Source organism: Thalassotalea sediminis, from assembly GCF_030295915.1.
Lineage (GTDB): Bacteria > Pseudomonadota > Gammaproteobacteria > Enterobacterales > Alteromonadaceae > Thalassotalea_C > Thalassotalea_C sediminis.
On sequence record NZ_AP027361.1, the window covers coordinates 81,434 to 98,662 of the forward strand.

Consider the following 17,229-nt stretch of genomic DNA (forward strand, 5'->3'; position numbering starts at 1 on the left):
CAATTCTTACGCCACTTATGTTATATCCATATGTGTTGGACTATGTAACATCTCGGCTTTTAACCATTGTGTAAACACGTTAATACGAGCTGACTTAGAAGAATTATTATCATACAAAAGAAAACGATACCATTGTACAGGATGTTGAATATTAAAAGGAACGACGACTTGTTTACTGGCTAAATGTGTAGAAAATAATTCAGTTGCCGCAAGTGTTACACCATAGCCAGCTATCACGGCGCTTAAAGCCATGTCTGTAGACGATACTTGCGTTTTCATTTTGTGCTTTTCATAGCCAGTAACGCCAGCTTCTTCAAACCAGCGCTGCCAGGTAATTTTGCCTTCATTGGCAAGGTAGATAAGTTGACAGTTCAGTAGATCTTGCGGGTGTTTGATGTTGCCAGATTTAATTAATTTTGGTGAACAAACCGGATATGCCTTAATAGTGCCGCATTGTTCAATGGTCATCTCCCCGGCGTTTAGCCGACTTTCATCAAGGCTAAATCTGATTGCAACATCGATATGTTTTTTTGCCATATCTTCTAACGTATTTGAGGCAAGAATACGAATGTTAATATCTGGGTGCGCCAAAGAAAATTTATACAAACGGGGCATAAGCCATAAGGAGCAGAATGCCTGTGTAGAGGTAATCGTAAGGTCGCCTGCTACGCTGTCTTGCTTCACTTTGTTTAAGCCATCAATAATTTCCTTAAAACCCTTGCTGCAGGCGCTATAGAGTATTTTACCCTGTTGCGTTAATAGCATGTTTCTACCACTTCTCATGAACAGCTTAATACCTAAGCTTTGTTCGAGTAATCGAATCTGTTGGCTTACAGCCGCTTGAGAAACAAATAACTCCTCCGCAGCCATGCTATAACTGTTAAGGCGGGCAGATGTTACAAAGGTATTTAGTGCATTGAGATGTTTTAAACGCGCATCCATTCTTACTAGATAATATAAGTATTACTTATATTTAATATTAGTTCTTATCGTTGGTTTAGTAAACAGTTTTGTAAGAGGATTAGTTTGAATTTTATAAGGAAGAATTAATATGTTTAGAAAAAAAATTGTTATTATAAAGGGTTATATAATTAGTTTGTTTAGTGGTTATATTACCTTGGTTAGCCAGTTAACGCCGTCGTTATGTCAAAATATAAAATAAGCTATTGTTATTATTAAGTTGCATTGGCACTTTAGGTTATACATAAATGACTCATTCACGTTTTAGCATGCTTTCAAATTTCTTAACGGAAAAGCCATTGAGAATTGCATCACCAATTTTTAAAACTGGAACAGCTCTATAGCCCAGTCTAGCCAATTCTTTTTGCCCCGAAGGTGTTTTCACATTGCATAAACGGTAGGGTAATTGGCGTTTATCGAGATATTGTTGCGCCGTTTTGCAATGTGGACAGTTTTTCATGGTATATAGCGTAATCTTTTTCATCACAATTGCTTCATTTAAATAATATGTGTGTTTATTACTTCAGTTTAACATCATGCCAACAAGATCTGACAGTCGTAATAAGTAAGCGACTGCAAATGTGTATAGGCGAAATGCTATAATCGACTAATTAGTAACGCAAGGAATGAGTACATGAACAGAAAGAAAAAAGTAAAATCAACGTTGCTGGCAAAGCAAAAAAAAGCTAATGCAAAGAAGCAAAAGAACAACAAGCCTAAGTACATCTCTAAGGCTGAACGTGCCAAGATAGCTGCCGAGGAAAGTACTGGCTAAACATAAGTCTGTATTTGGCGTGTTGTCGATATAATAGATAATTATTAACCTATTACGTATTTATATTATTGCTTCTTCAACTGCTATGTGATTATTCATTTTCGATGGGCTTTAGGTTAATGAGTTTTCATTAGCTTTAGTCATTATCTGTGGTGGTCGACATGTCAAACAAATCAAACTGCTTTAATTGGTACTCTTCAAGAATAGTCTCAAGTTGCCCACTAGCCAATAGCTGATGCATGCCCACATCGAACTTTTTGCTTAACTTCTCGATCAACTCCTTTTTTTGTTTTGTAGGAGTAAACCCAAGGTATATAGGCTCGCGTCGAAGACAACCTGACACCCTAAGTTCATGATCTACCTTTAACTTTCTTAATTCCCACTTTGTCGTATTCTTGGTAAACAAAAAGGTATCAATTCTACCTTTTAATAGCTTGCGATAGTTCTGGTCAACATACCTGTCTAAATAAGGTTGAAATTGAAATTGATGAGCATTGGTTTGCAAAAAGTTATTTAATTCCTTGATCGAGGTATCTTTAGCAATGCCTATTCGCAAGTTATTAAGCGACTTTTCTCCGGTATACTTCCAAAGATTATCAGTAAGAGAAAAAAAACACATTTGTTGACTTCCGATGGCAAGCATTGGGTAAACTAAGTTAGGCGCTTCAGGCTTTGCCGGAGAAAGTAAAGCATCATAAGTACCATCGTTTACGTATTTTATCGCCCTAGACCATGGAAAGTAGTCGATTTGTACTTTTATAGGAAAGTCTTTATATATATCAAGTACAATATCCACGACATAGCCATTGGGCTCCTCTCTCGGACAAATTTGAGGACACCAATCAATTGCCGCTATTTTAAATATTGGGATTTGGGCACTAATTACAAGCCGGCTGCTCCATAAGAGTATGAAGCTTCCTAGCAAAATTTTAAAAGCAACATTCATACTGAAAACTCCATATTTACCTGTAAATACCGCTATATTGTTACCCAATCGAATGTTCCCAAGGTATTTTGGTTCCTGTAATTGATTTATATAGCGTAGGCGCTCGTTCATGCAATATAAGTTTTGCCGAAGGATATAGCGCTAGTAGCTCTTTTGTGAGGTAGTTGAACTCAGCGATTTTTTTATTGTTTTTGTTTATTGCCCAACGTTTAAATAATTCATTCTTCTGAATGCCGAATAGCGTAGTGATCGAGTAGTCTCGCTTCTTTTGATTAACGTTAAACTTAGGTTTTACGCGCAATTCTAGATATATTCTACTTGGTCCGTTTCCTTCCGTTAAGCCAACATCTAAATGAAGTGATTCAATGCCAGTGTATTGTTTCTGTTTTCTAAATGATAAACAAGATGTCTCGGTTATTACTTGAAAAGGCGTAAACACTAATTTATGCGAAAACGTTAATGCAGAACAAGCGGCTATAGTACTTATACCAAAGGCTAACAACTGCCCCGTAGAAAATACATCGTAAGTTCCCCATATTAAGCAAAGCTTTAATATACATAACGATAAAATAAACACGCCTAATATTTTCGCGAGCAATATAGGGCTGTTCACCGTTAATTCTTTTTGCATTACACTTCCAACTATTTTAATTGCAAAAGTCTAACATTTCACGCTAGATCATCATTGGATCGTTGTTGTCTATTACCAGTCACCTGAGTGACGCATGCGATATCGAATATAGGCATAACCAACCCAAGTAGCTGGCATGATCACGATTAATATACCTGTTACGACATATTTTGCCCATTCAGCAGCATTAGATTCCTTAACAAACACCATAAACAAAATGGGGAGAATGAGCGATAAAATACCTGTAAGAAATAATGTTGCTCTTACCCTTAATAACACTTTAGTGCGCTGCAAAGTTTTTAATTTTTGCTCTGGTGATATGTTAACTTGAATACTGTCTGCAATTTTTTCTTCAATATTATTTTTAATTTGTTCGTGCATTTGCTTCATAGATTTGGCAAATGTTGGATGTTGTTCAAAGTACATCTCTATCAACTTTTGTGTTTCGTCACTCGCGTTTCCATCAAAATAGAGTGGTAACAAATCAATGATGACATCTTGTTTAATGTTCATTTTACTCTCCTAGATTAGCATTTAATGCTAATTTCACGCGGGCTCTATGCACTCGCGTTTTTAATGTGTTTATTGTCATATTAAAAATTGAAGCAATTTCTTGATAAGATAGGCCCTCATATGCCTTCATAATTAAGATGCTTCGATCAGGTTCGCTGATTTGTTGCAGCGCCTTTATAACTTTTTCGACGGACTTTTGGGCCACCACTTTAGTTTCGGTATCCGTATCACTTTCTATTTCTTCTTCACATATGTCTTCTTGCAGTTGAGTTTTATGTTTTTTTAGCTCTTGTAAATATAGATTGCGAGCAATTGCTATCAGATATCCCTTTACTGTTTTTGCGTTCAATTCAGTTTCAACTGTCCATATCTTGGCGAAAGTTTCGGAAGCAATATCTTTTGCATCGTCTCTATTGCCAGAGAGCCAATAACAGAACCGGAAAACATCGGTATAATAGGCGTCATATAATTCGTTAAATGACTGGGTGTTAAAATAGGGCATAACTTAATACTTACCCATTTTATTCATAGCATCTTGAACCTCATCAATAAACGAATCAGCAGAGGCGCTATTAGTGAGAATAACAAAGCCATTGCTTGTTGCTAAATTGCCATAAAAATAAGCGCGATAGGAATCGTTAGCACCACTATGATAAAAAGCCTCACCGTCTATAATGGGGCCAAGACCATGCTTACTGTTTTCTTCTGCTGTCATCATGTCTTTTATTACTTTAGGTGCTAATAAGACGTTTGCTTTCGTATGATAAGATTCCAGCAGTTCGGCCAGCATCAACCCCAAGTCATAGGCACTCGTCCAAAGGCCAGATGCCGCTTTTTCGGGCATACTCTCCCAACCTCTTGGCAGTGCGGTGGCTCGTCCGAATCGATCGTGCGCTTTTGCCACTTTAGTATGCAAGCTTTCAGTTGGAGTGGCGAAACTGCTATTCGTCATGTCCAATGGTTGAAATAATAGTCTGTGGGATGCTTGTTCAAAAGATGTGTGCATGACGTCTTCTATAACTAATTGCATCACTGTCGTCCCTCCTCCCGAGTAACTATATACCTTACCAGGTTGATATATAAGGCGAATGGGGGGATTTTTCGCAGGCGGCTGTCCTTTTAAAATCTGAACCGTATTAGGCAAGGCTTCATTTGGCTGAAAGTCACGAAAACCGTGTACATTCAAGCCAGCAGTATGAGACATAATACGTCTTAATGTGACAGGATTCGTTTGAGAATTTCCGTTGCTAGGCACCTGCCAGCTTTTGAGATAAGCATTTACATCTGTATCCAAGCTAAGTTTTTTTTGCTGAGTTAACAGTAAAGTCATTACGCTTGTAGCAACTTTACTAATAGATGCAGCAGAAAAAATCGTATCTACTTCAACACATTGACCAGTGCCAACTTGCGTAACTCCGTAAGACTTGGCCCAAAATACGTGGCCACCTTTTACATAAGCAAGACTCGCTCCCGGCACTCGAAACAACTTCATTCGCTGCGCAATTGTATTATAGCTAAGCTTATCTTCAGCAAATAGTTGCTCGAACTGCTCAATTGAAGATGCAGCACCTACTTTATTATCATTTAGCCAAACACGATTGCATTCCGCGGCCACTATTTTTATAGATATTAACAACGGGATAATACATGCAATAATTGTTAAGCACTTTTTCATAGCAATATCATGTAGCCTGTGAAGTTAATCAGCTGTTTTATTTGCGCTCAAAATATTTATGCTTTGTGCACTGTTATTCATGGCTGCAACTTCCAACGCAGTATGGCCTGCTTTGGTTTTTAAATTTACATCAGCACCAAGTTTGATTAGTAATTCAATGGCTTCTACTGAATCGTATTCAGCTGCATGGTGCAGTGGCGAATAGCCAGACAGGTTAACACCATTAATATCGGCGCCTGATATAACCAATAGGGCAATGACATCTAAATCATTCTTTTGCGCCGCCCAGTTTAACGGCTTGCGACCATTAACACCGCCTAATCGACGACGGCTATCCAGTTCATGAACATCTATGCCGTTATCAATTAATACTTTCACCGCATTAAAATCATCCATCAAAATGGCATCTGATAATCCATTAGGGCGAATGTTGTGAGCCACCTTTTTATATTGATCAATTAGGTAAGACTTTCGAAAATAATCTAGACCACCTTTAGGTGTAGCAAGTGTGATTTCATTGAACTTATGTTTTTTGAGCTCACTGAAGCTCAGTGTAACTGGCTGACCATCTAGTTGAAATTCAGTAGCACTTTTCTTGATTAAATTGAACGTACCCTGTCCCTTTGAGTTCGCCACTAATCCATTGTTATTATTGGTGATGCTAAGTACTTGTTTACTAAATAAATTAGGAAGATACTCTCCTGTAAAATTATCCAAGTTTGTAGCAGCAAATGCGACAGAGAAACCCGTAAATAATACACAAGCCCCTGAAGCCTTTATTAAACCTTTAAACATTTTATTAATCCTTGATAAGTTTTGTTTACGTTTAAGGATATATAGTGAGGAAATGCAAAAAGGTTACAAAAAATTTCTTAACGCTAACTGTCGAGTACCAAATTACTTTCTAACTGATTGATTTTAATGTTGTTATTTTTATGGAAAAAGGCGGCTACCATTGGCTGCTTTTATAATTGGCGTAGATAGAATAAAAATAAGGAGCAAACCTTATTGTCATTACACAATCACACGGTTTGGCCGCAAGCAACACCTTGGCTCCAGCATGCTTGAAAATTATAGCCTCCTAGCCACCCAGTAACGTCAATTACTTCGCCAATAAAGTATAAATGCGCAATTTTTTTACTTTCAAATGTTTTTGAAGAAAGTTCGTTAGTATCAACGCCACCTAAAGTAACCTCCGCTGTTCGGTAGCCTTCTGTACCATTGGGGTTGATTTTCCAGTGATGTAGGTATTCACTCAGTTGGGCTATTTCAGCGTTAGACAGTTGGTTGATCACTTTATCAGTAATTTCTTGTTGGCTTACCATGGCTTCAATAAAGCTTTTTGGTAACACTGTGCTGAGTAAATTTTTTAAAGACTTCTTAGGGTGGTGTTCACGCCAGTGATCTATCAACTTTTCGATTGGCGTATCGGGTAGTAAATTAATTGAGATCGACTGCCCAGCGCGCCAAAACGAAGAAATTTGTAAAATTGCAGGCCCAGATAGCCCTCGATGAGTAAACAGGATATTTTCTTTAAACTGTGTATTGTCTTCACTGGTAACTTCTGTTGGTATACTGATACCCGATAGGCCTTCAAAGCGTTCTTTATCGTGAGGGTGTAGTGTAAAAGGTACCAATGCAGCCAGTGTTGGTAGAACGTTAATATCAAACTGTTCGGCAATTTTATAGCCAATTGGTGTAGCACCTAGCTTGGGCATTGTTAAGCCTCCTGAAGCGACAACTAATGATTGACACTGATATTGTTGTTCATTTGTCGTAACAAGAAACCCTGTGTCGTTTTTTTGCACTGAGAGTACTTCATTTCTAAGTGCTATTTTAACGCCGGCCCAATCACATTCGGTCATTAGTACATCAACAATATCTTGCGCGGAATTATCGCAAAACAACTGTCCTAATGTTTTATGGTGAAAATCTACACCATGGCGCTCTACTAGATCTATAAAGTCTTGAGCGCTATAACGACTTAGTGCTGATTTGATAAAGTGTGGGTTTTGGCAAAGATAGTTTTCTGGGGTAGCATTTTCATTGGTAAAATTGCAACGTCCTCCACCTGAAATGAGAATTTTTCGACCTGGTTTTTTACCCATATCTAAAACGGTGACTGATTTACCGCGATAGCCAGCCGTAGCAGCACACATAAGGCCAGCAGCGCCAGCCCCAATTATTACAACGTCAGTGTCAATCAAGATAAATGCCTAAGAACGATAATTTAACGCATTATAAAAATTATTTTTACCTATCACCAGAAAAGTTCTACTGCAAAAGATGTTTTTACGATTTTATGCTTACCGCTAACATACTAAAAAAGGGCTAAATTAGCCCTTAGTTGAAGTTGAACCTTAGTCTAAGGGGTAGGTGTGTCAGTCATAATGCTCGAGGATCCAGTTTTAGCCAGTTCAGCGAGATCTTTATCAACAAAGAATAAAGCGTGACCATCGTGACCGACCAAATTAATTTTATCGAGTACGCTTTTGAACAATGTCTCTTCTTCATGTTGCTCTGCAACATACCATTGTAAAAAGTTAAAGGTAGAATAATCTTGATTAGTAAATGCTTGGTGCGCTAATGAATTAATACGCTCGGTAATTTCACATTCATGCTGATAGGTTTTTTCAAAAACATCGGCAAGAGACTTAAACTCATGTGGTGGAGCGTCAATTGCCCCCAAAATCGGCATAGCACCAGTTTCACTGACATAGGTAAATAATCGAGTCATGTGATCCATCTCTTCAGCCGCGTGTTTACGCATAAATTCGGCAGCTCCCTCAAAGCCTTGCTCCTCACACCACGCACTCATTTGTAAATATAAGTTAGAAGAGTAAAACTCTAAGTTAATCTGCTCGTTAAGCTTCACGACCATGTCTGGTTTCAACATATTGTACCTCGATAAAAAATTGTCAGTGTATTATCGCGTAAGAAAACGAAGTTTGCAAATAAATACCAATAAAATCAATGGCATATAAATGTAAATTGTTTCTATTTGTGTTTGTTATAATGTTTGTAATATTGATTCGGCATCACTAACGGCAAATTCGCCAGGTTTTTCAACGGCTAAGTGGACTACTTTACCGTGATCGACAATCATGGCAAAACGTGTTGCACGATAACCGCCGAATGCGCCAGTCTCTTTACCCAGACCAAGTGCTCGAACGTAACTGCCATCGCCATCTGCCATCATTGAAATATGCTCTGCATTTTGAGCTTTGCCCCAAGCATCCATAACAAAAACGTCATTGACAGATAAACATATAATCTCATCAATACCCTTAGCTTTTATTTTGTCTGCTAATGCGACAAAGCCAGGCAAATGACTATTGGAACAGGTCGGCGTAAAGGCACCAGGAACTGCGAAAATCACTACTTTTTTATTAATAAAGTAATCGGGTAGCGTATGCGTAATTGTTTCATTATTTACGCGTTGCTGTAACTGGCCTGATGGTATAATTTCATTTGTACTAATCATATATTTCCTTATCAACATGAGTGAGCGGGAGCTTTGTTGGCTTACATAAAAAACCTTTTGAATGGGCTGAACGAGCGCAGTCCTTACAGGCATAGCGTGGCTTATCAACAATACTAGCTAATTCATGTAAGTGTTTATCAATGTCTTTTTTCTTCCATTTGCATAGCGATTTTGCCATAAACCTATACCGGAAACTGTAATGTACTTAGTTTAGTCTATGGCACACTTGAACGCACGGCCTAAGATTACTAACGCGATAAATTTTGTGCTAGAAATGCTTTTAATTGTTGTGATATTTGCGGCGTTTGTTTACCGAGTATGCCTTTTGCTTGCTCTGGCAAATGAACACTTGCTTGGTCGCCTTATTTTTAGTTATATCCAGTTTCATTTAGTTAAACTTAATTTACTTTTGTAGTATTTTGTTTTTATAAACTCTTTCATGTTTTTAAGATAATGGTTGATTACTCAGAAGATGATATGGTGTTTTAATTAAATTCTCTGGTTACAATAATGACACTATTTATCGATACGTTAAGGATGAAACATGGCTATTTATCGAGTGAATCAGTTTTATGCGGCTGAAGGCAAAGGAGAAATGTTAAAAGCATTTTTTGAATCCTTGGTCGAGTATATTATCTCGAGTAAGGGTTGTATCAGTTGTCAGTTACTTCAAGATGATCAAAACGAACTTCATTTTGTCGTACTGGAGCAATGGCAATCAAAGGAAGCGCATCAAGCTTCTTTACAAAATTACCCTGCTGATAAAATGCAAGAAGTAATGCCTTTATTTGGTACACCGCCAATTGGTGACTTTTATACCTTAGTTAAGGAGTAATGGTGTCTTTAGTTCCTGAAAAATGCAAAGGCATGACAGATATTCGGCGTGAAATTGATTACTTAGATCATACTATAATTCAATTGATAGGTCAGCGATTTGACTACGTTAAGGCGGCAGCAAAATTTAAAACGAGTGAAGATTCAGTTAAAGCACCTCATAGATTTGAACAGGTGATTAAGCAAAGGCGAGCCTGGGCTGAAGAGCAGGCGTTGAATCCCGACGTGATAGAAAAACTTTATCGTGATCTTGTCGGTTACTTTATTTCACAAGAGCTCAAGCAATGGCAAAATGAAACATAGCATTAAAACCCCAGAAGATGGTATTGGTTTAAATGGGCTGCATCATGTTGCAATTATTTGCCAAGATTACCAACGTTCGAAAACCTTTTACGTAGATTTACTTGGATTGGCCGTGATCGCAGAATATTACCAACCAGAAAGACAATCTTACAAATTAGATTTGGCGTTACCAGATGGTAATCAAATAGAATTGTTTTGTTTTCCAACAGCGCCAGCAAGGCTGAGTTACCCTGAAGCTCAAGGGTTACGGCATATAGCTTTTTGTGTTGATAAGATAGATAAGGTTGTTGCTGCCTTAATTAAGCAAGGCGTTAACGTTGAACCTATTCGTGTTGATGAATACACGGGGAAAAAATTTACTTTTTTTAAGGATCCTGATGAACTTCCCATTGAAATTTATCAAGCGTAGTCGAGGAATATATGTATAAAGGTAGTTGCTTATGTGGTGAAGTACAGATCACAATTAATGGCTCTATTGAAGATATCATTCATTGTCATTGTTCACTATGTCGAAAAAATAGTGGTACAGCATACGCCACTAATGGGTTTGTTGCGCGTAAAGACTTTTCTATTGTTGCAGGAGAAGATGCACTAAGTCAGTTTTCATTTAAACCCCAACGTATCCGCCACTTCTGTAAATATTGTGGCTCACCTGTTTATAGTGAAAACCTAGATGATATAGATCGGTTAAGATTACGACTAGGTATTGTAGACTCGGCAATAAAAGAAAAACCTATTTCACATAACTTCGTTACATCAAAAGCAAATTGGGAGGATATGGATGCAAGGTTACCAAGATATGAAACGTTTGAACCGTCAAGAAAAAAGTAGAAAGGTCGTTGCTTAACAACCTTTCTATGGTTACAAACAAAGGAGCGCTATGCGCTCTGTTTTGCTTCTTTAAGTAACGTAAAGAGTTGGTCTTTTAGTTGTAAACGCTGTACTTTTAGTTTTTCTAAATGGTCGTCACTAGTGTGTTCTGCGCCTGTTTCAATGCGATGTACCGCATGTTCAACTTCGTCATATTCTTTAAATAACCGTGAAAAATGTCCATCGTTCATTTTCAGCTGATGAATTTCTGTTTTGTACTCTGGAAATTCGTGATGTAAGTCGTGTTTTTCTATTTGCATGTAACTCTCTCTTATTGTGCACACTCAATACAAGTTGTTGTGTAGGGTAGCGCTGCAAGTCGTTCTGGTTTGATAGGTTCTTCACATTGTTGGCAAATACCATAATTACCACTATCTATTCTTTCCAATGCTTGATTGACTAACGACAACTCTTGTTTGGCTTCATGGTGTATTTCGTCAAGTACTTCGTCATTTTCACGTTCAGTAGTTTGCTCGGCAAAATCTGCAGAGCGACCTTTTTTAAAGTCTGCCTCAATAGCGGAAATACGTTTACTTAACTCTGCTTGCTTTTGCTTTAACTTGTGAGATAGCTCGGTCGTCATAATTAACTCCTTTGTTATCTATATCCTAGCGTATAAACGCTAAAGATATTTGATCTAGCACAAAAAAGTGCAGGAAATAAAAAAGGAGCTTTATGCTCCTTTTTTATTTCATTGGTTTAATGTGACTATTAATTTAGTGTAGTAAAACTATACTCTTTAGGTGGTGTCACACCTTTTAAATGTTCGACAAAATAATCCCAACGTTTACGTAGCATAAACGGCTCACGGGCAAAACCATGACCGCGGTTAGGTAACATGATCATGTCAAAGTCTTTATTTGCTTTAATTAAGGCTTCTACAACGACTAGGGTGTTGTATGGCGGTACATTAGTATCGGTTGTACCATGAGCAATCAATAATTTACCTTTTAAACGATCTACAATGAGTTGATTTGCTTGGCTATCATAATTTGTTGTGCCATCTTCATTTTTTACTAACATGCCATGCCACTTTTCGCCCCATTCGTCCGCGTAGTTTCTATTATCGTGGTTACCTGCTTGAGACACTGCAACACTATAAAAATCTGGGTACATTAGCAGAGCTCGTGTTGAAGCAAATCCACCACCTGAGTGTCCCCAAATACCAACATTACTGTCGTCGATCCATTGATGCTTTTCTGCAAGCTGTTTTATCGCTGAAACTTGATCGGGAATACCGCTATCACCCATGTTGCCATAATAGAACTCATGAAATGCTTTAGAGCGACCAGGTGTGCCTAATGCGTCTATTTCGATAACAATAAAACCTAGCTCTGCAATTGCTTGGTTATCACCACGAGATGCACGGAAGTGCCGGCCACGAATTGAACCAACTTGTGGGCCTGGATATAAATAGTTAACCACAGGGTACTTTTTCGTTGGGTCAAAATTACTTGGCTTATACATTAAACCGTAAATGTCATGTTCACCATTTCTATCTTTAACGATGAAAGGTTCTGGTGCGACCCAGTTATTGTCTTTCAATTTATCGATATTCATTGTTTCAATAGCAAAGCCTTTGCCATCTACAGTACTACGGACATAGCTTTTTTCAGGTGTAATATAGGTTGATACGCGATCTAAAAAGTACTTTCCATCTTCACTTAACGTAATGCGATGATGCTGTTTCTCTGGCGTTAATAACGTTAATTCAGAACCATCTAACTTAACACGGTATAAATAATGAAAGTAAGGATCGCCACCTTCTCGGCCTGCGCCAGTGAATAAAATGGTACCATTGTCTTGATCAACATGTAATAGAGAAATAACGGTCCAATCACCACGGGTTATTTGCTTGTTCAGTTTGCCTGTTTTTGCGTCGATGAGATAAAAATGTCCCCAATTCGAGCGTTGTGAAAACCATAGAATTTCATCTGATTTATCGAGGTATTGCCAGCTAACACCCTGAACGCCTGATTCAAAAAATGTTTCTTCTGTTTCTGTAAAAAGTGTTTTCACTTTGCCAGATGTTGCATCAGCGAGGCGAACAGTTGCTTTTTTATGATCACGAGAAGAAGAAACAAAAGCAAAATGAGAACTATCTGATGCCCAACTGATGTCTAATAAGCTACCGTCACGAGCAGCCACATGGTCAGTAATCGTTGAACGATGTTCATCTGGTGCCATGTCTAATGGAATAACTTTAGCTTGGTCAACGTCTATCACCACTCGATGAATTTTGAATACATGCTCATCACCAGGTAAAGGGTACTTCCAGACATCAATGTTTGGATGACCAACTGCGGTAGAAACAATACCCATTTCGCCCACATTGCGTCCGTCATGTTTAAAGGTAGTCAGCTTTTTTGAATCAGGAGACCAGGTAACCACAGGTTTGTTACTACGAACCCAACCTGCATTATTAGTCGCGTAGCCGAAATCTTTAACGCCATCGGTTGTTAGTTGCGTTTCTGTGTTGTCTTTCAAAGTACGCATCCAAAGATTATGGTCACGAATGAATACCGCTTTACTGCCATCTGGCGAGATAAATTCTGTACGCTTTACTGACGCTGTATCTTCTTTACAAAGGTAGTGATTCAATGAGCATTGGTAGTTCGTTCCTTTGTAACGCAGTTTCAATTTGTCGTCTGCTGTAAGTGTGACGCGATAAAAAGGTAATTTATTTTGGTCTACGTCACTTTCTGAAATACGCGCCAGTGATTCGGCAAGTTTTTGGTGATCAAATGCGAGTGACTTTGATTGTGTCTTGGTATCGACCTTAAAGAAACGCAAACCTTCCGCAGTTTGGCTTCTATACAATAACACATTGTTGTTTGACCAATTTGGATACTCAACTGTACCCGTAACTAATTTACTGGTTGTGCTCGAAAGTTGTTGTTCTGCTCGCTGATAATCAGTGATTGTAACGTCTGCATGAGCAACGTTAGACACTGATAATATCACCGCTGCCAATGATAAATACTTGTTCATGGTGAGGGCACCCGTTTCCTAATTTTTATGATTAACGTGGTTTTATTCATTTTAACGTAAGAGCTTAACACAGAATATTGCTGCATTTGCGCTAGCAGTCGACCAAAAGGCATGTATTTACGATAAGTTGGTTCGTTGACATTAATTTAACAGTGTACTTTTCTACTTCAGATACGACTAAAGTCTATGCTTAATTGTCTGCTTTATAGACTTAGGTCTAATTTCTAAATCAGCGATTAGTCTCTACCGTTATACAAAGAAAAATAATAACAGTACACAAAATAACGATAAATAGCCGAAAGATTGTTCAGTTTTCTCTCTCAGGCTATACACACGAAATGGGGAAAGTAAAAATGCACATTCGCAAAGCCGGTTTACTGGCAACAGGTCTACTAACATTCGCTGGAACAGCGCATGCAGGATACGAAATCAAGCTGTCTGATGAAGACAAAATTACCTTTGGTGGATATATTCAAGGTGATATCCGTTATATTGATGGTAATGCAACCTCTACGTTAACCAATGATGATTTTTGGATTGGTCACGTTGTTAATGACGACATTTCTAATACACGTTTTTCTGCTAGTTCAACACGCTTTAATACCAAGTATGTTCATGGTGATATTACAGGCTTCATCGAAATGGACTTTTATGGTGGTGGAGGTAACGAGCGCCTAACCAATTCTCGTCATCCACGTTTACGTCATGCCTTTATTAAATATAAAAACTGGACGGTAGGGCAAACGTGGTCAACATTTGTTAATACAAGTGCGTTAGCGGAAGCTGCAGATTTTGGTGGTCCATTGGTTGCAGCAGCCTTTATTCGTCAAGATATGATTCGTTACACTAATGGAAACTTCCAAATTGCGATAGAAAACCCTGAATCATATGGTGGTTATTCAGGTGCTGGCGGTTATGCCTCTAAAGATTCAGTACCTGATGTTATCGCTAAATATACCTTCTCAGGTGATTGGGGTAACGTATCTGTTGCTGGTGTCGCAAAACAACTTGAAACAGTGGGGGGAAATTCTGAATCAGGATTTGGCTATGGTATTGCTGGTCGAATTAAAACTGTTGGTAAAGATGACTTTAGATTCCAACTTCATGGCGGGAATACTGGACGTTATGTAGGCGCGGCTGCCGCTACTGATTTAGTGGGCGAAGAAGTGGAAGAAACAACGTCTATATCGGTTGCGTATCGTCACTTTTGGACGGAAACCATTCGTACCAACGTATTCTATGGCCGCACTGAAACCGAAGAGTCTGATCGCGAACGTACACATTGGGGGATTAACTTGTTTAAGAACATTACGCCTAAGCTTTCGTACGGTATAGAATTCGGTAACTTTGATGCCGATGATCTTGATGCTGATTCTGATTACGCTCAGCTTTCGGTTAAGTATGTTTTATAAAATTGCATTGATGATACGCCTTTTGCGTTAGTTGGCTTTTAAAAGGTCGACGTTATAGGGAAGCTTTGCTTCCCTTTTTTTCTTTGCCATTTTAGTTGTATCATATAGTATTACCTAGGGGTAACTAAGTTATCCCTTTGTTTTATTTGAAATATCAGTAATTATGCATAATTTGTATATTTAATACACATTTAGCGCTTTCTGTACTCTTTTACTTAATAATTTGTTGTTTTTGTCGATATATTCTTTAATTAAGAAATAAAAACAACGAATACGATATCAACGGAACTTTTGAACTTCATGAACACAACAAACAACGAAGTGACTTTTTCACCGTCCGAGCAGCTTGTCTCTGTTACTGATACGCAAGGTGTTATTTTATATGCTAACGATGACTTTTGTCGGATAGCAGGTTACAGCCAACAGGAGTTAGAAGGGGAGCATCATAATATTGTGCGCCACCCAGATATGCCAAAAGCCGCCTTTGCTGATCTTTGGCAGAAACTAAAACGCGGTGACTCATGGCGGGGCATGGTTAAAAACCGTTGTAAGAATGGTGATTATTATTGGGTTGATGCTTATGTTACACCCTTGTACGAACAAGATAAAATTGTCGGCTATCAATCTGTTCGTTGCTGCCCTACGGCTGAACAAAAACAAAAAGCTGAAGCACTGTACCAACAAATAAATCAAGGAAAGTCGTTAAGTGAGTTTTCAACAAATGTGTCGTTGAAACGTTCTGTTGGAGCGGCTTTGTTATTTGTTGCTTTAGCGTTATCTGCTTATTTTATTTCTGTGCCTGCAGCGGGCGTATTGTTATTGACAGTGATGCTTCTTATTGCTCTCTTTAAAGACGAAATTATTGATGTTCCTAATCAAGTAACAGATTATCAACAGTCATTCGATAGCCCATCAAGGCTTATTTATAGCGGCACAGGTATTGCTGCATTGATGCGTTACCCCTTCTTAATGCAACAAGCAAAAGTAAGAACAATTCTTGGCAGAAGCCATGACTCAGGGAAAGGACTCGTTGAATTAGGTATTAAGTTAAAAGATACCTCTAGTCGTTCGTTAGAAGGGTTATTTAATGAAAATTCGCAATTGGATCAACTTGCCACTGCGATGACTGAAATGACAGCCACTGTTCAAGATGTGAGCCAAAGTACAACAGATGCTTATGATAAAGTTGTCGCGATGCAGTCTGAATGTAATGAAGCTATTGGCGTAATTGATAACAGCCAAACAAAAATAGGTGTGTTGTCTGGAGAAGTAGAGTCGGCGGCCAGTATTGCCAGTAATTTGGTAAGCGACATTACGAAAATATCTGACATCATGACTGAAATTCAAGGCATTGCAGACCAAACTAATTTACTTGCTTTGAATGCAGCAATAGAGGCAGCGCGCGCTGGGGAACAAGGTCGAGGTTTTGCAGTCGTTGCCGATGAAGTAAGAACATTGGCTGGCCGCACACAATCAGCGACTGAACAAATTCAAGGATCAGTTGTAGAACTTCAGCAAACGCTGCAACAGTGGAGTGAAACCATGATGTCGAGTAAAGGCGAAGCTGAATCTTGTGTAGCCGATGCGACAGAAGCGAAAGCTGGTATGGATCGCATTAAAGCGATGATGGATGACGTGACAGATATTGCTGGCCAAATTGCTACTGCTACAGAGCAACAAAGTGCGACAGCGGCAGAAATGACGCAAAATGTACATAAGATTGATAGTATTTCTAAAGAAAATACTGAAATTGCTGAGCAAGTAAATAATTACGGCATTAGTGTAAATAAGAGTGCAGAAACACTAGAGTCGCTTAGCTCAACGTTTCGTTAATG

General features: G+C 38.5%; 21 protein-coding genes. 7 read left to right on the plus strand and 14 right to left on the minus strand.

Features of this window, described 5'->3' with window-relative positions; all coding sequences use genetic code 11:
- Positions 1–15: 15 nt before the first annotated feature.
- Both QUE09_RS00355 and QUE09_RS00360 read right to left on the minus strand, forming a co-directional pair.
- A complete protein-coding gene (locus QUE09_RS00355; RefSeq protein ID WP_286234240.1) occupies positions 16–942 on the minus strand; it encodes a LysR substrate-binding domain-containing protein in 927 nt (308 codons plus the stop codon).
- 271 nt (positions 943–1,213) lie between these two features.
- Positions 1,214–1,444 (minus strand): glutaredoxin family protein, encoded by a 231-nt coding sequence (locus QUE09_RS00360; RefSeq protein ID WP_286234241.1) that lies wholly within the window; start codon positions 1,442–1,444, stop codon positions 1,214–1,216.
- 150 nt (positions 1,445–1,594) lie between these two features.
- Between QUE09_RS00360 and QUE09_RS00365 the strand changes: the two genes are divergently transcribed.
- Complete coding sequence (locus QUE09_RS00365) at positions 1,595–1,735, plus strand: DUF2986 domain-containing protein (protein ID WP_286234242.1); 141 nt, start codon at positions 1,595–1,597, stop codon at positions 1,733–1,735.
- Between the two features lie 136 nt (positions 1,736–1,871).
- On the opposite strand, the gene QUE09_RS00370 is transcribed toward QUE09_RS00365, so the two are convergent.
- The 9 genes from QUE09_RS00370 to QUE09_RS00410 form a co-directional block, all read right to left on the minus strand.
- Entirely contained in the window at positions 1,872–2,681 is an 810-nt protein-coding gene (locus tag QUE09_RS00370) for a substrate-binding periplasmic protein (protein ID WP_286234243.1), read from the minus strand.
- A 40-nt stretch (positions 2,682–2,721) separates the two neighbouring features.
- On the minus strand, positions 2,722–3,312 hold the full coding sequence (locus QUE09_RS00375) for a hypothetical protein (RefSeq protein WP_286234244.1): 591 nt from the start codon (positions 3,310–3,312) through the stop codon (positions 2,722–2,724).
- Positions 3,313–3,384: 72 nt separating this feature from the next.
- Positions 3,385–3,825: a hypothetical protein gene (locus QUE09_RS00380; RefSeq protein ID WP_286234245.1), complete on the minus strand. Its 441-nt coding sequence runs from the start codon at positions 3,823–3,825 to the stop codon at positions 3,385–3,387.
- 1 nt (position 3,826) lies between these two features.
- Positions 3,827–4,327 carry an RNA polymerase sigma factor gene (locus tag QUE09_RS00385; protein WP_286234246.1) on the minus strand — a complete coding sequence of 167 codons (501 nt, stop codon included), beginning with the start codon at positions 4,325–4,327 and terminating at the stop codon, positions 3,827–3,829.
- A gap of 3 nt (positions 4,328–4,330) precedes the next feature.
- Entirely contained in the window at positions 4,331–5,500 is a 1,170-nt protein-coding gene (locus tag QUE09_RS00390) for a serine hydrolase domain-containing protein (RefSeq protein ID WP_286234247.1), read from the minus strand.
- A gap of 24 nt (positions 5,501–5,524) precedes the next feature.
- Positions 5,525–6,295, minus strand: coding sequence for an ankyrin repeat domain-containing protein (locus QUE09_RS00395; protein WP_286234248.1), 771 nt, complete (start codon positions 6,293–6,295; stop codon positions 5,525–5,527).
- A 227-nt stretch (positions 6,296–6,522) separates the two neighbouring features.
- A complete protein-coding gene (locus QUE09_RS00400; protein ID WP_286234249.1) occupies positions 6,523–7,707 on the minus strand; it encodes a BaiN/RdsA family NAD(P)/FAD-dependent oxidoreductase in 1,185 nt (394 codons plus the stop codon).
- Positions 7,708–7,865: 158 nt separating this feature from the next.
- On the minus strand, positions 7,866–8,396 hold the full coding sequence (ftnA, locus tag QUE09_RS00405; RefSeq protein WP_286234250.1) for a non-heme ferritin: 531 nt from the start codon (positions 8,394–8,396) through the stop codon (positions 7,866–7,868).
- Positions 8,397–8,510: 114 nt separating this feature from the next.
- Positions 8,511–8,984 carry a peroxiredoxin gene (locus QUE09_RS00410; protein WP_286234251.1) on the minus strand — a complete coding sequence of 158 codons (474 nt, stop codon included), beginning with the start codon at positions 8,982–8,984 and terminating at the stop codon, positions 8,511–8,513.
- 544 nt (positions 8,985–9,528) lie between these two features.
- Here QUE09_RS00410 and QUE09_RS00415 point away from each other — a divergent pair.
- From QUE09_RS00415 to QUE09_RS00430, 4 genes are read left to right on the plus strand one after another with little or no spacing between them, the layout of a single operon-like run.
- Positions 9,529–9,819, plus strand: a complete 291-nt coding sequence (locus QUE09_RS00415; protein WP_286234252.1) for a putative quinol monooxygenase — start codon at positions 9,529–9,531, stop codon at positions 9,817–9,819.
- Positions 9,819–10,121: an isochorismate lyase gene (locus QUE09_RS00420; RefSeq protein ID WP_286234253.1), complete on the plus strand. Its 303-nt coding sequence runs from the start codon at positions 9,819–9,821 to the stop codon at positions 10,119–10,121. The genes QUE09_RS00415 and QUE09_RS00420 overlap by 1 nt, the downstream gene beginning before the upstream one ends.
- Positions 10,111–10,530, plus strand: coding sequence for an SMU1112c/YaeR family gloxylase I-like metalloprotein (gloA2, locus tag QUE09_RS00425; protein WP_286234254.1), 420 nt, complete (start codon positions 10,111–10,113; stop codon positions 10,528–10,530). The genes QUE09_RS00420 and gloA2 overlap by 11 nt, the downstream gene beginning before the upstream one ends.
- Positions 10,531–10,541: 11 nt before the next feature.
- Positions 10,542–10,952, plus strand: a complete 411-nt coding sequence (locus QUE09_RS00430) for a GFA family protein (RefSeq protein ID WP_286234255.1) — start codon at positions 10,542–10,544, stop codon at positions 10,950–10,952.
- Between the two features lie 47 nt (positions 10,953–10,999).
- Here QUE09_RS00430 and QUE09_RS00435 read toward each other — a convergent pair whose 3' ends face one another.
- The 3 genes from QUE09_RS00435 to QUE09_RS00445 form a co-directional block, all read right to left on the minus strand.
- Entirely contained in the window at positions 11,000–11,251 is a 252-nt protein-coding gene (locus QUE09_RS00435) for an HP1242/YdcH family protein (RefSeq protein ID WP_286234256.1), read from the minus strand.
- Between the two features lie 11 nt (positions 11,252–11,262).
- Entirely contained in the window at positions 11,263–11,574 is a 312-nt protein-coding gene (locus QUE09_RS00440; protein ID WP_350226384.1) for a TraR/DksA family transcriptional regulator, read from the minus strand.
- A 128-nt stretch (positions 11,575–11,702) separates the two neighbouring features.
- A complete protein-coding gene (locus QUE09_RS00445) occupies positions 11,703–13,982 on the minus strand; it encodes a S9 family peptidase (RefSeq protein WP_286234257.1) in 2,280 nt (759 codons plus the stop codon).
- A 353-nt stretch (positions 13,983–14,335) separates the two neighbouring features.
- On the opposite strand from QUE09_RS00445, the gene QUE09_RS00450 reads away from it, so the two are divergent.
- Together QUE09_RS00450 and QUE09_RS00455 are read left to right on the plus strand one after the other, a co-directional pair.
- Positions 14,336–15,394, plus strand: a complete 1,059-nt coding sequence (locus QUE09_RS00450) for a DcaP family trimeric outer membrane transporter (protein WP_286234258.1) — start codon at positions 14,336–14,338, stop codon at positions 15,392–15,394.
- Between the two features lie 300 nt (positions 15,395–15,694).
- Positions 15,695–17,227 carry a methyl-accepting chemotaxis protein gene (locus tag QUE09_RS00455; RefSeq protein ID WP_286234259.1) on the plus strand — a complete coding sequence of 511 codons (1,533 nt, stop codon included), beginning with the start codon at positions 15,695–15,697 and terminating at the stop codon, positions 17,225–17,227.
- The last annotated feature ends 2 nt before the right edge of the window (positions 17,228–17,229 follow it).

What these genes read in the sequence shown, in the direction of transcription:
- QUE09_RS00360 (WP_286234241.1), bottom strand. Translation starts at nt 1,444, where the DNA reads ATGAAAAAGATTACGCTATATACCATGAAAAACTGTCCACATTGCAAA.
- QUE09_RS00365 (WP_286234242.1), top strand. Translation starts at nt 1,595, where the DNA reads ATGAACAGAAAGAAAAAAGTAAAATCAACGTTGCTGGCAAAGCAAAAA.
- QUE09_RS00370 (WP_286234243.1), bottom strand. Translation starts at nt 2,681, where the DNA reads ATGAATGTTGCTTTTAAAATTTTGCTAGGAAGCTTCATACTCTTATGG.
- QUE09_RS00435 (WP_286234256.1), bottom strand. Translation starts at nt 11,251, where the DNA reads ATGCAAATAGAAAAACACGACTTACATCACGAATTTCCAGAGTACAAA.
- QUE09_RS00395 (WP_286234248.1), bottom strand. Translation starts at nt 6,295, where the DNA reads ATGTTTAAAGGTTTAATAAAGGCTTCAGGGGCTTGTGTATTATTTACG.
- QUE09_RS00410 (WP_286234251.1), bottom strand. Translation starts at nt 8,984, where the DNA reads ATGATTAGTACAAATGAAATTATACCATCAGGCCAGTTACAGCAACGC.
- QUE09_RS00440 (WP_350226384.1), bottom strand. Translation starts at nt 11,574, where the DNA reads ATGACGACCGAGCTATCTCACAAGTTAAAGCAAAAGCAAGCAGAGTTA.
- QUE09_RS00375 (WP_286234244.1), bottom strand. Translation starts at nt 3,312, where the DNA reads ATGCAAAAAGAATTAACGGTGAACAGCCCTATATTGCTCGCGAAAATA.
- QUE09_RS00385 (WP_286234246.1), bottom strand. Translation starts at nt 4,327, where the DNA reads ATGCCCTATTTTAACACCCAGTCATTTAACGAATTATATGACGCCTAT.
- QUE09_RS00455 (WP_286234259.1), top strand. Translation starts at nt 15,695, where the DNA reads ATGAACACAACAAACAACGAAGTGACTTTTTCACCGTCCGAGCAGCTT.
- QUE09_RS00355 (WP_286234240.1), bottom strand. Translation starts at nt 942, where the DNA reads ATGGATGCGCGTTTAAAACATCTCAATGCACTAAATACCTTTGTAACA.
- QUE09_RS00430 (WP_286234255.1), top strand. Translation starts at nt 10,542, where the DNA reads ATGTATAAAGGTAGTTGCTTATGTGGTGAAGTACAGATCACAATTAAT.
- QUE09_RS00445 (WP_286234257.1), bottom strand. Translation starts at nt 13,982, where the DNA reads ATGAACAAGTATTTATCATTGGCAGCGGTGATATTATCAGTGTCTAAC.
- QUE09_RS00380 (WP_286234245.1), bottom strand. Translation starts at nt 3,825, where the DNA reads ATGAACATTAAACAAGATGTCATCATTGATTTGTTACCACTCTATTTT.
- QUE09_RS00420 (WP_286234253.1), top strand. Translation starts at nt 9,819, where the DNA reads ATGGTGTCTTTAGTTCCTGAAAAATGCAAAGGCATGACAGATATTCGG.
- QUE09_RS00390 (WP_286234247.1), bottom strand. Translation starts at nt 5,500, where the DNA reads ATGAAAAAGTGCTTAACAATTATTGCATGTATTATCCCGTTGTTAATA.
- gloA2 (WP_286234254.1), top strand. Translation starts at nt 10,111, where the DNA reads ATGAAACATAGCATTAAAACCCCAGAAGATGGTATTGGTTTAAATGGG.
- QUE09_RS00415 (WP_286234252.1), top strand. Translation starts at nt 9,529, where the DNA reads ATGGCTATTTATCGAGTGAATCAGTTTTATGCGGCTGAAGGCAAAGGA.
- QUE09_RS00450 (WP_286234258.1), top strand. Translation starts at nt 14,336, where the DNA reads ATGCACATTCGCAAAGCCGGTTTACTGGCAACAGGTCTACTAACATTC.
- ftnA (WP_286234250.1), bottom strand. Translation starts at nt 8,396, where the DNA reads ATGTTGAAACCAGACATGGTCGTGAAGCTTAACGAGCAGATTAACTTA.